The 16,147-nt window shown below is 37.0% G+C and carries 12 protein-coding genes; 11 read left to right on the top strand and 1 reads right to left on the bottom strand.

Going from position 1 to position 16,147, the window contains the following annotated elements; translation table 11 throughout:
* The first annotated feature begins 665 nt into the window (after window positions 1-665).
* The 7 genes from walK (at window position 666) to D1B17_RS11545 (ending at window position 9,923) form a co-directional block, all read left to right on the top strand.
* Window positions 666-2,561, top strand: a complete 1,896-nt coding sequence (gene walK / locus D1B17_RS11575) for a cell wall metabolism sensor histidine kinase WalK (RefSeq protein ID WP_120141573.1) — start codon at window positions 666-668, stop codon at window positions 2,559-2,561.
* Window positions 2,551-3,864, top strand: coding sequence for a YycH family regulatory protein (locus D1B17_RS11570; RefSeq protein ID WP_120141574.1), 1,314 nt, complete (start codon window positions 2,551-2,553; stop codon window positions 3,862-3,864). Before walK ends, D1B17_RS11570 begins: the two co-directional genes overlap by 11 nt.
* Entirely contained in the window at window positions 3,865-4,677 is an 813-nt protein-coding gene (locus D1B17_RS11565; RefSeq protein WP_120141575.1) for a two-component system regulatory protein YycI, read from the top strand.
* A complete protein-coding gene (locus D1B17_RS11560) occupies window positions 4,667-5,473 on the top strand; it encodes an MBL fold metallo-hydrolase (protein WP_120141576.1) in 807 nt (268 codons plus the stop codon). Before D1B17_RS11565 ends, D1B17_RS11560 begins: the two co-directional genes overlap by 11 nt.
* A gap of 623 nt (window positions 5,474-6,096) precedes the next feature.
* A complete protein-coding gene (locus tag D1B17_RS11555; protein WP_120141577.1) occupies window positions 6,097-7,479 on the top strand; it encodes a S1C family serine protease in 1,383 nt (460 codons plus the stop codon).
* 395 nt (window positions 7,480-7,874) lie between these two features.
* The gene (gene rlmH / locus D1B17_RS11550) at window positions 7,875-8,354 is read left to right on the top strand and encodes a 23S rRNA (pseudouridine(1915)-N(3))-methyltransferase RlmH (RefSeq protein WP_120141578.1); all 480 of its coding nucleotides are present in this window, start codon (window positions 7,875-7,877) and stop codon (window positions 8,352-8,354) included.
* A gap of 240 nt (window positions 8,355-8,594) precedes the next feature.
* Window positions 8,595-9,923 (top strand): SLAP domain-containing protein, encoded by a 1,329-nt coding sequence (locus D1B17_RS11545; RefSeq protein WP_120141579.1) that lies wholly within the window; start codon window positions 8,595-8,597, stop codon window positions 9,921-9,923.
* Window positions 9,924-10,045: 122 nt separating this feature from the next.
* Here the strand turns inward: D1B17_RS11545 and D1B17_RS11540 are convergent, their stop codons facing one another.
* Entirely contained in the window at window positions 10,046-10,987 is a 942-nt protein-coding gene (locus tag D1B17_RS11540; RefSeq protein WP_120141580.1) for a nucleoside hydrolase, read from the bottom strand.
* Window positions 10,988-11,261: 274 nt separating this feature from the next.
* Here D1B17_RS11540 and D1B17_RS11535 point away from each other — a divergent pair, with 274 nt between their 5' ends.
* The 4 genes from D1B17_RS11535 to D1B17_RS12930 all read left to right on the top strand — a co-directional run bounded on the left by D1B17_RS11535 (window position 11,262) and on the right by D1B17_RS12930 (window position 15,970).
* Entirely contained in the window at window positions 11,262-11,906 is a 645-nt protein-coding gene (locus D1B17_RS11535) for an SDR family oxidoreductase (protein WP_120141581.1), read from the top strand.
* A gap of 439 nt (window positions 11,907-12,345) precedes the next feature.
* Window positions 12,346-13,254 carry a DUF7916 family protein gene (locus D1B17_RS11530; RefSeq protein WP_120141582.1) on the top strand — a complete coding sequence of 303 codons (909 nt, stop codon included), beginning with the start codon at window positions 12,346-12,348 and terminating at the stop codon, window positions 13,252-13,254.
* 593 nt (window positions 13,255-13,847) lie between these two features.
* A complete protein-coding gene (locus D1B17_RS11525) occupies window positions 13,848-15,317 on the top strand; it encodes an MFS transporter (protein WP_120141584.1) in 1,470 nt (489 codons plus the stop codon).
* Between the two features lie 518 nt (window positions 15,318-15,835).
* Window positions 15,836-15,970 carry a hypothetical protein gene (locus D1B17_RS12930; protein WP_271793349.1) on the top strand — a complete coding sequence of 45 codons (135 nt, stop codon included), beginning with the start codon at window positions 15,836-15,838 and terminating at the stop codon, window positions 15,968-15,970.
* Window positions 15,971-16,147: the final 177 nt, after the last annotated feature.

Below are 16,147 nucleotides of genomic sequence, written 5' to 3'. Positions count from 1 at the left end.
CGTCTCCAGAAACAAGAATTTAGGTAGCTATGGGGACCGATTCGAGCCAAAAAGCGGTCTCGAATCTCGACTTTGAACCTCGCAAAAACCGCGAGTTTCAAAGCTCGTCCCGTGGTGTAGGTGCTAAAGCACCAACGCCACCTTCACAGCGACCTAAATTCTTGTTCCTTCCGACTAGTGTATTCTTTGTTTAGGGATAACTAGTTATGCAACTGGAGCATTATAATGTAAATTTTGTTACTTTTTGCTTTAGTGTTGTCTAAAGAATTGGTTATAAATTTATAATTTGAATCTTTCAACCTTTAATTACTTGTGTAGTCTTAAATGTATATAACATGAATGATTCTATTTTAGGGATTTAATTAATTTGTATTGTTGCTTTATTAATAAAAAGAAAATTACTAGTCGGAAGAGCTGGGAAAGATTAACAGGCAAAAGTGGCGTTAGGTCGAGTGTTTTTCTCGGCCTTACACCACCGGGCGTGTTTTAAGACTTGCTTGCAAGGCTTAAAACCGAGGCCTGAAACCTTGGCTCAGGCCGGTCCGCACAGCCAGTTAATCTTTCCCAGCTCCGGAGACGGCATATTTACACATGCTTGTAAGTTTTTTTGTTTTCTCCATAGCTGTATAATAAAACTAAGTCTGTACAATTTAGGTGGAAATATTTTGAAAAATAGGTTTGTTTTTTTACATTCGATTAACTTCAAAATCGGATTATCATTTATTTTAATTTTAATCGTCACAATTGAAATCATTGGGGCCTATTTTGTGCGTCAGTTAGAGGATCAAAATGTAGCAAGTTTTGAAACTTCTGTGCAGGTGCCTGCGTATACTCTCAATCAAATTTCAGAAAATTTAACGGATAACGATCAACATACCCGTGAAAATATCGGAAATGCGATTCAGGATTACTCTCGTGTCAGCACCGATATTACTGACGTACAAGTAGTAGATCGAAGTGGAATCATTGTCGGGGCCAAGGATTCTGATGGGACAAATATTGTCGGTACACAGACTTTGAAAGATAATATCAAACAAAGTATTCGTAATGATAAAAAAATTACCCAAATCTACTATGAAAAAGATAAGGGTAGTTCGTATGAGTCGATTTTGCCAGTTATGTCGCCTGATAATAGTACCGTCGTGGGTGCTATTTATGTCCGTGCAAGTATGGAATCAGTTTATACGGGAATCAATAATATTATTTTGATTTTCCTAACAGCTTCACTAGTTGCCGGACTCTTGGGTGGTATTATTGCTATTTTCATTTCCCGAGCAATCACTCGTCCAATTGATGAAATGAAACAGCAAGCTGTCAGAATGGCTGAAGGAGATTACTCTGGACAAGTTCGTGTCTATTCTCCGGATGAATTAGGACAATTGGCAATGGCAGTTAATGATTTGTCAGTCAAAGTTGAAGAAGCGACGGAAAACTCGGAGTCTGAACGACGACGGTTGGATAGTGTTTTGACACAAATGTCTGATGGTGTTATTGCGACAAATCGTTTGGGTAATATTACAGTTATTAATGAAATGGCCCAAGAGTTTTTGGAAAAAGATGAAGATGAAGCGATTGGACAACCATTAGTGGATGTTTTGGGCATTAAGGACCGGACTAGTTTTGATGATTTGTTGGAAAGTCCTGATCCAATGGTGATTGAAACTAGTGATAATAGCGATGATTACGATGAAGTTGACGATAATTCGTTGATTTTAAATGCTGATTTCTCGTTGATTCAAAGAAATAGTGGCTTCATTAGTGGTATGGTTTGTGTTCTACATGATGTCACTGAACAACAAAAAATCGATAGTGAACGTCGTCAATTTGTTTCCAATGTTTCACACGAGTTGAGAACGCCTTTGACAAGTATAAGTAGCTATATTGATGCTTTGAACAATGGTGCTTGGAAGGATCAAAAACTGGCACCACAGTTCTTAGGTGTAACTGCAGAGGAAACTGACCGGATGATTCGAATGATTCAAGATTTATTGAGTTTGTCACGAATGGATCAAGGACGTTCGAAGTTGGACAAGGAATTAGTTAACTTTAATGAATTCTTCTCCTATATTTTGGATCGTTTTGATATGATGTTGAAAAAAGAAAAAGCTGATGCAAAAGAAGACGATACGAAAGTTGTCAAAAATTATCGTATCAAGCGGATTTTCACCAGCAAAGATCTTTGGGTCGAAATTGATACTGATAAGATGACTCAAGTGATCGATAATATTATGAACAATGCTATCAAGTATTCACCAGATGGTGGTGTTATTACTTGTCGTTTGTTGGAGACTAACAAGCACATCATTGTCAGCATCTCTGATGAAGGTCTTGGTATTCCTCGTAAGGATATCAAGAAGGTCTTTGAACGTTTCTATCGTGTAGATAAGGCACGTTCAAGAAAACAAGGTGGTACTGGACTAGGTCTATCTATTTCCAAGGAAATTGTGGAACAACATAAAGGTAGAATCTGGGTCAACAGTGCTGAAGGTAAGGGATCAACATTCTACATTTCCTTACCATTTGATCCTAACGAAACAGGAGGAGAATGGGATGAAGTTTAGTCGATTGATCGTCCAGTTATTTTTGGTCGTAGCTGTAATCACCAGTATTGTCCTATCCTTCTTTATTTGGACAAATACGGCGCGATATCAGCGAGGCCGCAATATTGATGTTACATCAGCGGAATCGAATAAAAATGAGATACCAATGAATCAAGTCATTAGTCCAACCTCAGTTATTTGGCATGATGAAACAGATCAACATTTAATTTATAACAGTAATGAAAACATTTCTTTGAGTATTCAAAAAGTGATGCAAGATTGGAAAATTAGTGAACCCAAGCAAATTTCCAAAAAGAATGGGGCTTACTATCAAAAAATCATTCAAGAAAAAAATACTTTGCAGATGATTTATCCAACTGGGATTACGATTAATACTTTTGGCTATTTATTGAATAATGATAGTCTGAAGAATGATAAGAATAATCAATTTAACCGTATTTTGGTTAACCTCAAAGATAAGAAAGATCCCCATATTTACTTGGCAAACGACAATAACTATACCGTTTATAAAGCTAAGTTAAAAAATGCCTCGTCTGTACCAATTATGAAATTAGTTAAAAAAGCTAACATTAATCTGAAGGTTCGCTTAGATATTATGAAGCATGGTGTCTTTACATCGTACGTTGATCCCATCAAGCTCAAGAGTTATTCATATGTTATTAGTGGGAAAAAGGATGGCGAATATACGACAGCTTTGTTTGACTCCAATACAAATGGCTTAGTCACATCTGAAGATAATGGCGTTTATACTTATAATTCCGGTGAGTCGAAGCGTTTGATTTCAGATCATAATACTGATGAACTGACATTTGAGGATTATACCGATACCTCAGTTCCAAAGAATCAATTGGCGTTCTTACAACGTGGTTATCAAAAAGTTACTAACTTGCAAAATTCTATTTCCAACTTGCGACTTTATAGTGCTAATTGGGATGATAAAGATTTAGTCTTTAGAGAATACGTTGAAGGCTTTCCAATTTTTAAGAAGAGTCAGTTTGGTTCCATTCGGATTAAATTTAGTCGTAAAGGAAGTAGTGAACATTTCTTAAACAAGGTTCTAGAAGTTCCAGTGCCATCCAATTCAGCAGCAACTACGCTTAAATCAACTAATGCAATTTTCAAAGGATTGCAGCGGGCAGGATATTCACCAAATGATGTCCAAAATATCGAGATTGGCTACCAATGGGAAGCGGAAGCTGATAATGAGAAGGTTGTTGATTTGAAACCAACTTATTATGTGAAGATCGATGGTCATTGGAAAGCTTATGATGAATGGACAAATGAAAGTGCGGAGGAAGAGTAAATGGATTTTAGAAGAATCGAAGTTATATTCTTAATAGTATTTTTCTCACTAGATATCTTTTTATTCTTGTCATTTCGCAATAGTCAACAATTGGTCAGTAGCAGTAGTACCAATACATCAACGGTTACTGAGATGCGTAAACGTAATATAAGTTTTGGTAATTTAGATACAAAAAATGGATATGCCTATTATTTAGGTTCACGACCTGACAATAGTTTGGCCCAAAATATTCAAAAATTACGTAACCAAAAAGTTGAATACGAGGATGTTAATCATACACTAGTAAGTACTTTGAATAGCCCAGTGACAGTGACAGCCAATAATCGTAAACAAATAATGAATAAATTTGTTAAGAAAGAAAGCAATATTTTATTCGGTAACAAATATAAGTATTCACCACAACTTTCTAGTAATTCGCAAATAGTTTACGTCTATACAGATTCTTTAGGTGAAGTTTATGATAAGACGGCTCAACTGGTCTTTTCCGTTTCCGATGGAGAAGTGATAGGTTATACTCAGACTTATGTGCGGTCGATGATTATTTTGCATGAACGACAAGCTATTAAGAGTGAAAAAGATGTCGTGACGAACCTCTATGCTAATTCAGAAATCCCCAATAATTCCAAGATCTCATATGCTAATTTAGCTTATACGAAATTGTTGGAAGCTAAGGATAGTACGATTTACATTCCGGTTTGGTTCGTGACGATTCGCAATAAAGATAGTAAAGTTGCTACAACTAAGAAAGTTAATGCCTTTACTGGTAATATTATAAAGAGTTCAACAAACGGAGATAATTACAGTGCCCAATGATGATAGTTTAAAAATTAGTGTTTTAGCCAGCAGCAGTTCAGGTAACGCTACTTATATTGAAACCCCTAAACATCGTGTGTTAGTCGATGCCGGTTTATCTGGTATCAAAATCAAGCGAGCAATGGATAGCATTGGTAAAGATATTACTAAAGTTGATTCATTATTTGTAACGCATGAACATACTGACCATATACAAGGTGTTGGAGTTTTAGCTAGACGCTATGGCCTCAGCGTGTATGCCAACCAGAAAACTTGGGAGGCGATGTTACCAAAAATCGGTAAAATTTCTGAAGACCAAATCAACGTTTTCAATCACAATAAAGTTATGTCATTAGATGATTTAGATGTGGAAAGTTTCGCCGTGTCACATGATGCCATCGATCCACAATTCTATAAGTTTTATCATAATGGTAAAGAATTCGTAATTTTGACCGATACAGGTTATGTTTCAGATCGAGTTCAAAAAACGATTGAAAATGCTGATGGTTATTTAATGGAATGTAATCATGATGTCGAAATGCTGCGCGAAGGTTTCTATCCTTGGCCATTGAAACAACGAATCCTTAGTGAAAAAGGCCATTTATCAAATGAAGATGGCGCTCATACATTAATGGATGTTATTGGCAACAAGACTAAGCAAATTTTCTTGGGACACTTAAGCCATGAAAACAACACCAAAACAGCAGCGCGTGAAGAAGTTACACAAGTTTTGGAAGACCATGATTTCGGGGTTGGTTCTGATTTCAAAATTAACGATACCGACCCAGCAATTGCAGATCCATTGATTGATTTGTAGTTCCGCCTCCAGGAGCAAGAAATTTGGGTCGCTATGGGGACCGATTCGAGCCAAAGTGCGGTCTCGAATCTCGATTTTGAACCTCGCAAAAGCCTCGAGTTTCAAAACTCGTCCCGTGGTGTAAGAGCTGAAGCTCTTACACCACCTGCACAGCGACCCAAATTTCTTGCTCCTTCCGGCTAGTGGATTCGTTGTTTTGAAGTGTAAATAGATTTAATTATTATTGATAATCAATGACTTCATTTTTAAGTTTTAGAATTATTTTTTTCTTTATTCATTAGATATTTGGATTATTGGTTAATAAGCTGAGTACTCTTTTGGTTATCAAATTTAGATAAGGAATAATTAGTTCAAAGTTAAATTAGTCGGAGGTTTGGAGGGATTCTTCCTGCTGTGAAGGTGGAGTTAGGGCTTTAGCCCTTACTCCACGGACGACTTTGGAGACTTACACGGTTTTGTAAGGCTTCAAAGCGAGATTCGAGACCTTGGCTCGAATCGGTCCACACAGCAGGCGGAATCCCTCCAAACCGGAGACGGCAACAAATAAATCATAGGACTTTCATAATTTTTTCATAATTCAACGTTATATTATAATTAGTAAATGTGTGGGGAAGTGAAAATGTATGAATAATGACAATAACGACAACTCTGAATCAAGAGTAGAAGAAAAGAAACGTGGCTCCAATAAGGGTTCCGGTAATAATTCTTTGCTTAAGATTGGAATCGTTGCTTTTATCTCGGCTGCCTTAGGTGTGGTAATTGCTTTTGCAGGATTCACATATTTCGGCAGTAATGCTTCTGATACAGCGAGTGTTGGTAATACATCAGGTGCTACTCAAGTTAGCAATACGAAAGTAAACACTTCTAGCTCGATGTCTGGGGCTTATAAGAAGGTTAACGGTGCCGTTGTTTCGGTTATCAACTTACAAAAACAAAAAGAACAAAGCGCAGGCGATGGCAGTTTATCATCGATTTTTGGTGATTTGTTTGGCGACAGTGGTTCTTCATCGGATAGTTCTCAAGCACAAGGCCAAGCCGATGAAAATGGTGATAACAGTAACTCGAACTCTAACGGAAATTCTAATTCTGGTTCTTCCAATAATAGTAATTTGCAGGAATACAGCGAAGGTTCTGGTGTTATTTATGCTAAACAAAATGGTAAAGGTTATATCGTAACGAATAACCACGTTGTTTCAGGATCAGATTCTTTGGAAATCATTTTGGAAGATGGAACGAAAGTCGCTGCTAAATTAGTTGGTACTGATACTACTACTGACCTAGCTGTACTTGAGATTCCAGGTAATAAAGTGCCTGCCACAGCTTCATTTGGTAACTCTGACAACGTTTCACCTGGTGATCCAGTAATTGCCATTGGTTCGCCATTAGGTAGCGAGTATGCAACAACCGTTACCCAAGGTATTATTTCGGCCACAAACAGAACTGTGACAACACAAGATCAAAATACAGGTCAAGCAACTGGTGAAGCAACAGTTCTTCAAACTGATGCCGCCATCAACCCTGGTAATTCAGGTGGTCCTTTAGTTAATGCTGCAGGACAAATTGTTGGTATCAATTCGATGAAGTTGGCTTCTAACACTGATGGAACTTCGGTTGAAGGTATGGGCTTTGCTATTCCAAGTAACGAAGTTGTTAAGATTATCAACCAATTAGTTGCTAATGGTAAAGTTGAGCGTCCATCACTTGGTATCAGAGTCTTAGATCTTGACCAAATTACTGACGATTCACAATCAAGTTTGAAACTACCAAGTAGTGTAACGAAAGGTGTTGTTGTTTACAGCACAACATCTGGCTCAGTTGCTAAAGCCGCTGGTATGAAGAAATATGATGTGATTGTTAAATTAGGTAATAAGAGTGTAAATTCAGTTGCGGACTTACACACAGCCTTATACTCACATTCAATTGGTGATACTGTAAGTATTCAATATTATAGAAATGGTAAGTTGAGTACGGCAAAAGTTCATCTAACTAAGAAAACAGCCGAATAAAGCTGAATTTAAGCGTGAAACCTAGTAATGCGGGTTTCACGCTTTTTTTTGAACAATTGTAAACAAACTGGATATTTATTTCGACTTTTCAGAAAACAAATAAACAGGAGTTATCCACAGATGTGCATAACTTGTGTATAAGTGCAAAAAAAGGAGAAAAGACGTTGTAGAAAAGTTATCCACAAAATTACCCACAGCTGTGGATATTTTGATAAACGAAAAAATAAGTGTAAGTAAGATTGCTATTAAAATAGGGATGATAAGTGTTACACAAAAACAAACAAACTTTTATTTTTCTGTGTACAAATGAAATCTCATGATAATTCGTATTTGGAAAATTAATTTGGCAATCAAACGATAGTTTCGTATCATAAATAATGAGGAGATTTTAGATTATGAATATAAAAGTTGTTACGGTTGGAAAGTTAAAAGAAAAGTATTTCAAAGCTGGTATTGCTGAATATGCCAAGCGTTTGGGGGCTTTTTGTAAATTTCAAATTGTTGAGTGTCCGGATGAAAAAGCTCCTGAAAGCTTGAGTGATGCCCAAGATGCGAAAGTAAAGCAAATCGAAGGAGAACGAATATTAAGTAAAATTAAGGATAAGGAATATGTGATTTTACTCGATTTACGTGGAAAAGAACTCACATCTGAGGAACTAGCTAAGAAAATCGATGACTTATCCACATATGGAACATCTGATATCACATTTGTTATTGGAGGATCACTAGGTGTCAGTCCTGAAGTTACTAAACGTGCCGATTACAGCATTTGTTTTGGTAAATTTACTTTGCCACATCAGTTGATGCGCTTAGTTTTAACTGAACAAATTTATCGTTCCTTTATGATTATTAATCACCGGACTTATCATAAGTAAGTGCAATATTATTTAAAATTGAATAGAATCAAAAAACTAGATATTTTTTCTGGATTTAATACCCGAATAAAAATATCTAGTTTTTTGATTCTAAAGGTTGACCGTAATTAGGTGCACACGGATGACGATTGATAATTGTAAAGCTTTCGTAATGTTTTAGATAAACCGTTGTATATATATTATAAGGATAATAGACTAGTTGTTGAATATAGTGTGAATATATTATCAGAGGTGGATATAATGAAAAAAAGAAATAATATTTTAGTAGCTTCTGCCGTTGCCATAATGTTGGCTCCTGCTGCTTTAAGTGCTTTGCCACAACAAACTGTTGATGCCAGTGCTGTTGGTACAATTTCAACCGCAACGCCAGTCTATAATGCCAGCGGTAAACAAACTGGTCAAACATTGCCAAGTGGTAGTAAATGGCAATTAGGACAACAAGCAACTATCAATGGTGTGGCTCATTATTTAGTTGGTAATAATGAATATGTACCTGCTTCTGTTGTCACAAATGTTACGGGAGCTACTAACTCAGTTGATCCCGACTTTGGTCCAGCTATTACATACACAGCTAACGATCAGGCTGGAAAAACAGTTACTGCTAATCAAGCTTTAAATGTTGTTGACAGATTCGGTAATGAAACTGGGACCGTTTTGCCAACTGGTAGTCGTTGGGTTATTGGTGAAGTTATGCATGCCAATCGTATGGTTTATTACCAAGTTGGTAATAATCAATATATCAACACGTTAGATGTTACAGGTGATTGGGAACAAGCTGACGCTAATGATTCTAATAATGCCGCAGATAATTACACTGAAACAGACGGCAATTTTGGAAAAACTGGTACTGTAACGCAAGTCGCTGCTGTCGTTAATGATCAAGGAAATAATACAGGTGTTGTTTTGCCAGTTAATAGTCAATGGAAACTTGGCAAGGCTATGCACCGTGACAAACAAACATTCTATCAAGTTGCCACTAACGAATGGATTTCATTCGCTGATATATCTGTAGCTAATACAACAACCGACGATAATACTGACTATTCAGGTAATGGCAGTTATATTACATCCGGTTCAACTGCTGCTGGTAAAGTAGGGACAATTACAGTCGCTACCGATGTCGTTAATGGTCACGGCGATGCGACTGGTCAAGTTTTGCCTGTTGGTAGTAAATGGGCTGTTGGTGGAGATATTTTACACTATGACAAGCAAACTTATTATCAAATAGCGACTGATGAATTTGTTTCTGTTGCTTATATGGACGTTGCAGATGGCACAACAACAACTAATACCAACTCAAGTATTCCTACACCAGGCAATGGCTTGATTGGTACAACAACTGTTAACCAAAAGACATATAACACAGCTACAAATACGTATGATCAATATTTGCCAGCTAACACTTCTTGGAAAATTAACAAATTAGTTGTTAACAAGTATGGTTCATATTGGGGTCAAATTGCCACAAATCAATGGGTTTGGATCTCAACTGTAAGATTGAACAGTGGTCTTAATTTACCAACATATGCTTACTCTGAACCTGATTTTGCTACTAACATTAGTAAGTAAAATATTTAGAAATACATCTCGAAATGGGATGTATTTTTTTATTGGTGATTTACGGATAAAAAAAGAGATTAAATTCCATCAACGGATTTTAATCTCTTTTTGGCGCAAATCTGAAAAAGATATTATTTTTTATCGTAACTAGCAATTGAATCAAAAATGAATTGAACAAATGCTTCACGGTTAACATCTTCAAGAACTTTGATGTTGTTCTTTTGTGGAGCGTCTGTACGGCGGTCTGGGTATGTCATACCACGATATTGGTCGTTTGTTAGGCAGACGTCCATTGAATAGTTAGTGCTCTTTGTGAACAATTCTGGAGCAATCAAGCTAATTACGGCACAAGCGTCATGGATTGGAATCTTGGTCATACCTTTAGCTAATTCAGCTGAGGCATAGAAGTCTAAGATTGAACTAGCCATTACACCGACATGTCCTAAATCTTTGATTTTGTTGATTTCATCCATTGTTAGATAAGCTTTATTTTCAGTCAAGTTTAATCCGGATAAAGTAATTGGCAATCCTGAATTGAAGACGATTTCCATGGCTTCTGGATCAACATAAGCGTTAAATTCGGAAGCTAAAGTGATATTTCCTTGTAGCGTTGAACCACCCATAATGTAGATGTGTTCAATATTTTTCTTAACTTCTGGGAAAGTCTTCAACAGTAGAGCAACGTTTGTTAATGGGGCAGTAGCGACCAAGTTAACTTTTTCGTCACTGTTAGAAATGCGGTCGTACATGTAAGTTACGGCGTTGTCGCTTGTTAATGGATAGTCAAGACTGTTCTCAGGGAAGTCGTAACCGTCCATACCAGTTTTACCGTGGATTTCACCAGCTGTTTCAATTTCTTTAACTAGTGGGGATGCTTGACCAGATGCAAGTTCTGCCTTTGAGCCTAAAAATGTTAGAAGCTTCTTAGCGTTTTTGGTAACATATTCAAGTTTGACGTTACCACCAACAGTAGTAACACCCATCAAATCAGCTTTTTCGGGATGTGCAAGTAAAACTGTTAAAGCAATCGCATCATCAATACCAGGATCACAATCCATAATTACTTTTGTCATTAAATCCTTACCTCACTTTTTTAATTTTTGGAGAATGTTTTTAGCACATTGTCATACGAAATAATTATAACATCTTAGTTTTACTCTATCCTTATCGGTTTGTAATATGATTCACAAAATTAGTAAATTATCATTTCTAAATAATATTATTTTTATAAAATTTAGTTTTTTGTTAATTTCTAGTCATGTTAAGTTCTTCGAGAAACATTCTTTGTATTAATTTTGAAACTCACCTATATTGGACTATGGAAACTAAATACAGGGGGAAAGATAAATGTCTAAAGTTTTAATTTTGGGTGCTAATGGTAAGATTGCTCGATTGGCAGAACATATTTTTATTGATACAACTGATACAGATTTGAGATTATATTTGAGAAATTCAGGACGTTTAAAGGACTTCGCTGATTCACATACACTTGTCGAAACAGTTGAAGGTGACGCCACAAACGTTCAAACTTTGATCGAAGCTATGAAAGATGTCGACATGGTTTATGCTAACTTAGCTGGTGGCAATATTGAGGATGAAGCTAAGGCTGTTGTTGAAGCAATGCATGCTGAAAAGAAAACTCGTCTAGTATGGATTTCAACCTTGGGTATTTATGATGAAGTACCTGGTAAGTTTGGTGAATGGAACAACAAGACTTTGGGTAGCTATATTACTAACTATGCAGCTGCAGCCAAAGTTATTGAAGATTCCGACCTTGATTACACAATCATTCGTCCAGCTTGGTTAACTGACAAGCCAGAAGTTGATTATGAAGTAACCCAAAAAGGTGAACCATTTAAGGGTACTGAAGTTTCAAGAAGATCAATTGCGCAAGTTGTTGTGGATATTTCACAAGATCCTGACAAGTATAAACGTGAATCAATTGGTGTTAATAAGCCTAATACTGATGGCGACAAACCAGCTTGGTATTAAAACACGCCGCTTCCAGAAGCAAGAAGTTTAGGCCACTATGGGAAACGATTCGAGCGAAAGAACGGTCTTAAATCTCGCTTTTGAACCTCGCAAAATACGCGAGTTTCAGAAGTCGTTCCGTGGTGTAAGCACTAAAGTGCTAACGCCACCTTCACAGCGCCCTAAATTCTTGCTCCTTCCAGCTAGGGATTAGCTCTTTTATTGATATTAAAGGAATTTAGGACAAAATTACTATTGTCTTTAAACATGCAACATAAACGTGGAACAAAATATTCCGCTTAAAGCAAATGACGCCAGCAATCCAAAATCGGATTACTGGCATCATTTGCTTTAATGCTCGAAAACTTAACATGTTTTGTTCTACTCTTTTTTTGTGGTCGAAAATTACTAAAAATGCTATGGTGTTTTTGTAATCGATTGCAATTAGAAGGAGAACATAATGGTTAAACGTTTAATTAGTGCAAATACAAGTGAAATGTTAGCAATGAATGGTGCCGAATTAAAACAGAGTATCAAGGCGAGTGAAGGTCGGGTCGTTTTGAGCGAAAATGTGGTGGTTCATGAACCTTTGGACGGAATCACAACTGGAGCAGATTTAATTTTGTTAAATGCCTTGGATGTGTTGAATCCATTGATTTTAGGACTGTATAACGGTGAAGAAACGATGGCTACTGCTAAGGCACATCACGATGGCAAAACGATTCATGACCTCCAAAAATTAGTTGGAAGACCCGTCGGAGTTAATTTGGAACCAGTTGATCCAGATGCCAAAATGGCTGAAGATAGGTTAGTTATTCCTGAAGGTCGAATGGCCAGTGAGAAAACTTTACGTGAAGTTGAAAAATTAGGCTTTAATTTTGTTGTTTTAACCGGTAATCCTGGGACAGGTGTAACAAATAAACAAATTGCGGCCAATATTAAAGTAGCAAAAAATGTCTTTTCTGGCTTAGTAATTGCAGGGAAAATGCATGGTGCCGGAGTTGACGAACCAGTGGTCAGTCCAAAAGCAGTTGAGACATTTTTAGATGCAGGCGCCGATGTAATACTAGTGCCAGCAGTAGGAACGGTTCCGGGATTTGATGATGCAGAATTAAAAGAAATCGTTAAGTTAGCCCACAGTCGTAACGCCTTAGTTATGAGTACGATTGGAACAAGTCAAGAAGGGTCAGGTAGTAGTTTTATCCAAAATATTGCCATTCGCAATAAAGTTGCTGGAGTAGACATTCAACATATTGGGGATGCAGCTTGGGGCATTCAATCACCATTCGAAAACATCTATGCATTGAGTAAAGCCATCCGCGGAGAACGCCACGCAATTGCTAGAATGGCACGGTCAATCAATCGTTAATTTACGGATAGGCGTTATGGATAATGATTATTGGTATTAAAGGTTTATTCAAATGTTTTGATACGGTTATTATAACGATAAAATTTTTAGTATGACACCGATAACTTTTGTAGAGTATATTGGTGTTTTTTTATGTATTGACATCACTAAGATATAAAATTCTTTTTGAATGGTCTCAAAAAAGCTTTAAGTAATATTGCTCTAGTTTTTAAGAGTATAAAGATACCATATATTCCAAGCTAAATATTGGTCTGTAAAGAAACGAATAAACTAGCCGGAAGGAGCAAGAAAATTAGGTCGCTGTGAAGGTGGCGTTATGGCTTTAGCCATTACACCACGGGACGAGCTTTGAAACTCGCGGTTTTTGCGAGGTTCAAAGTCGAGATTCGAGACCGTACTTTGGCTCGAATCGGTCCCCACAGCGACCTAATTTTTCTTGCTCCTGGAGGCGGCAGTGAACCCTTACATAAAATAGGAAGTCAAAAAATAAATCGTCCAAATTGTGAAAATATAAAAATAATTTCAGAAAAAACTTACGAAGAAGCTTTTTTTCTGGTATATTAATCCACTGTTGCAACAATTTGGAGGTAACTATGAGTAAAACTCAAAAAATTAATACAAAACCTCTTCATCCATTATTGTCACTAATGGGTGTTCTGATTGGTGGATTCGTCGGCATGTTCAGTGAAACATCATTGAATATTGCTCTTCCATCTATTATGAAAGCTTTTAATATTGAAACAGGAACAGCTCAATGGCTAGTTACTGGTTATATGCTAGTAATTGCGATTGTGTTGCCACTTTCCAGTTTATTGACAAAACATTTCTCAACTAGGGGATTAGTTAGATTTGGTTTAATCGACTTTATCGTCGGTTCAGTGATTGCTGCTGTAGCAATCAATTTCCCAATGTTATTAGTTGGTCGTATGATTCAAGGTATCGCCACTGGTATTATTTTGCCATTGATGTTCTCAATTGCGATGCGGATCTTCCCACCTAATAAACTAGGTGCCGCTCTTGGTATGGCTGCACTTGTTATTATGTTTGCCCCAGCTATCGGACCTACAATTTCCGGTATTATCTTGGGTATTTTATCATGGAGATTTATTTTCTGGTCATTCATTATTTTCCTAGCTATCGGATTAGCAATCATGGAAAAGAATTTGACTAACGTCTTCGAAGTAACTAAGCCAAAAGTTGACTGGTTAGCCATTGCTTTATCAACAATTAGTTTTGGTCTAATTGTCTTCGGAATTAGTTATTTAAGTAAGAGCATGACTTTGGCATTGATTGCCTTGGTAGCCGGTTTGATCGTCTTGGTTGTTTATATTAGACAACAATTACATGCCGAAACACCAACATTGGATTTTGCCGTGTTGAAGAAGCCCGAATTTGTGACTGGATCAGTTCTAGTTATGATTAACTTTGGTATTACATTGTCAGCTATGTACTTGTTACCAATGTATTTACAAAATGGTTTAGGTGTTGCCGTAGCATTAACTGGTATCGTTATGTTGCCAGGTGGTGTAATCAATGCCGCTGTCTCATTTGGTGCCGGTCGTACTTATGATAAAATTGGTGCTAAATTGATGACACGTTTAGGTTTCTTGATTTCAGCTATTGGTGCTGCAATGTTCTTATTCAGTAACTCACACAGTTCATTGGGTTATATCATTGCCGCACATATTGTCTTGATGATTGGTGTTCCATTAGCTATGTCACCAGCACAAAGTTATGGCTTGAACTCATTAGACGCTTATCAATCCGCTGATGGATCAGCCATTATCAATACTTTCCAACAAGTTATCGGTGCTGTCGCAACTGGTATTGCTACAATCTTGTTGAGTACTGGTCAAGCAAATTACTTTGCTGCCGGTGGAAATTCATCAAAATTAGCATTTACTAATGGCGCTCATTACGGATTTATGTTTACATTAATATTAGCTGTCTTTGGATTCATCTTGGCATTCCGCGTGCACAACAAGAGTGTAGAGACAGTCAGTTCCAAAGAATCTAAGTCTTTGTCTGACAAAGACGAAAGTACCGTAGCCGATTTAAACTAGTCGCTGAGTTTGGACGGTTAAAGAAAACAATTGATACAAAAAAGAGCTGATCAAGATGGTAATTGATTGGCTTTTTTTATTGGTTGGGGCCGTCGGAGGTCGTGCCGAACGAAGCCTGCTGTGGGGACCGGTCTCAGCCAAGGTCTGAGACCTCGATTTTGAACTTCGCAAGGTGCACGAATTTCAAAAGTCGTCCCGTAGTTTAAGAACGGAAAAGCACCGTTCTTAAACTACCTTCACGGCTGGCTTCGTTCGGCACGACCTCCGACTATTTTTAGGATTCGATGTTTTTTTAATAGGTTTAAAAAGTAAATTAAATAATGTATAGTAGTAAGCTATTACGGGTTCACAGCCATATAACATATACGTTATAGACAAAGTTTGTTATATATGCGACGGATATTTTTAATCTATCTAACATGAATATGAATTTACTGTTGAAATGTAAGGTGAATTCTCTTATAATAATAGGGTTAATAAAATATGTTAAATGTATAACGGGAAGGAGGGTTTTTTAGATGTCACAAAATACACATAAAGGTATGACTGGCCACCGCCGTCCTGTAAACCAAAAAAATGGTGCAGAAAAACGCGCTAACACACAAGCTGTTCTTGACTTTTTAAAGAGTCGCGACGCTAAAGAATCTAAATAATTTAGACTAAATAAAGGAGCTAGCAGATTAATTTCTGTTAGCTCTTTTTTGAGAGTGTGACGAAAGAGGTTCATTCGAGCATTAAGGCAAACAAGACCCGTAATCCGATTTTGGATTGCGGGTCTTGTTTGCCTTAAGCGAAAAAAACTATGTTTTGTTGTACGTTTATGCTGCATG

Origin of the sequence: Companilactobacillus zhachilii, assembly GCF_003606365.2 — a bacterium.
Classification (GTDB): domain Bacteria; phylum Bacillota; class Bacilli; order Lactobacillales; family Lactobacillaceae; genus Companilactobacillus; species Companilactobacillus zhachilii.
This window is presented reverse-complemented; position numbering and strand designations above follow the sequence as displayed.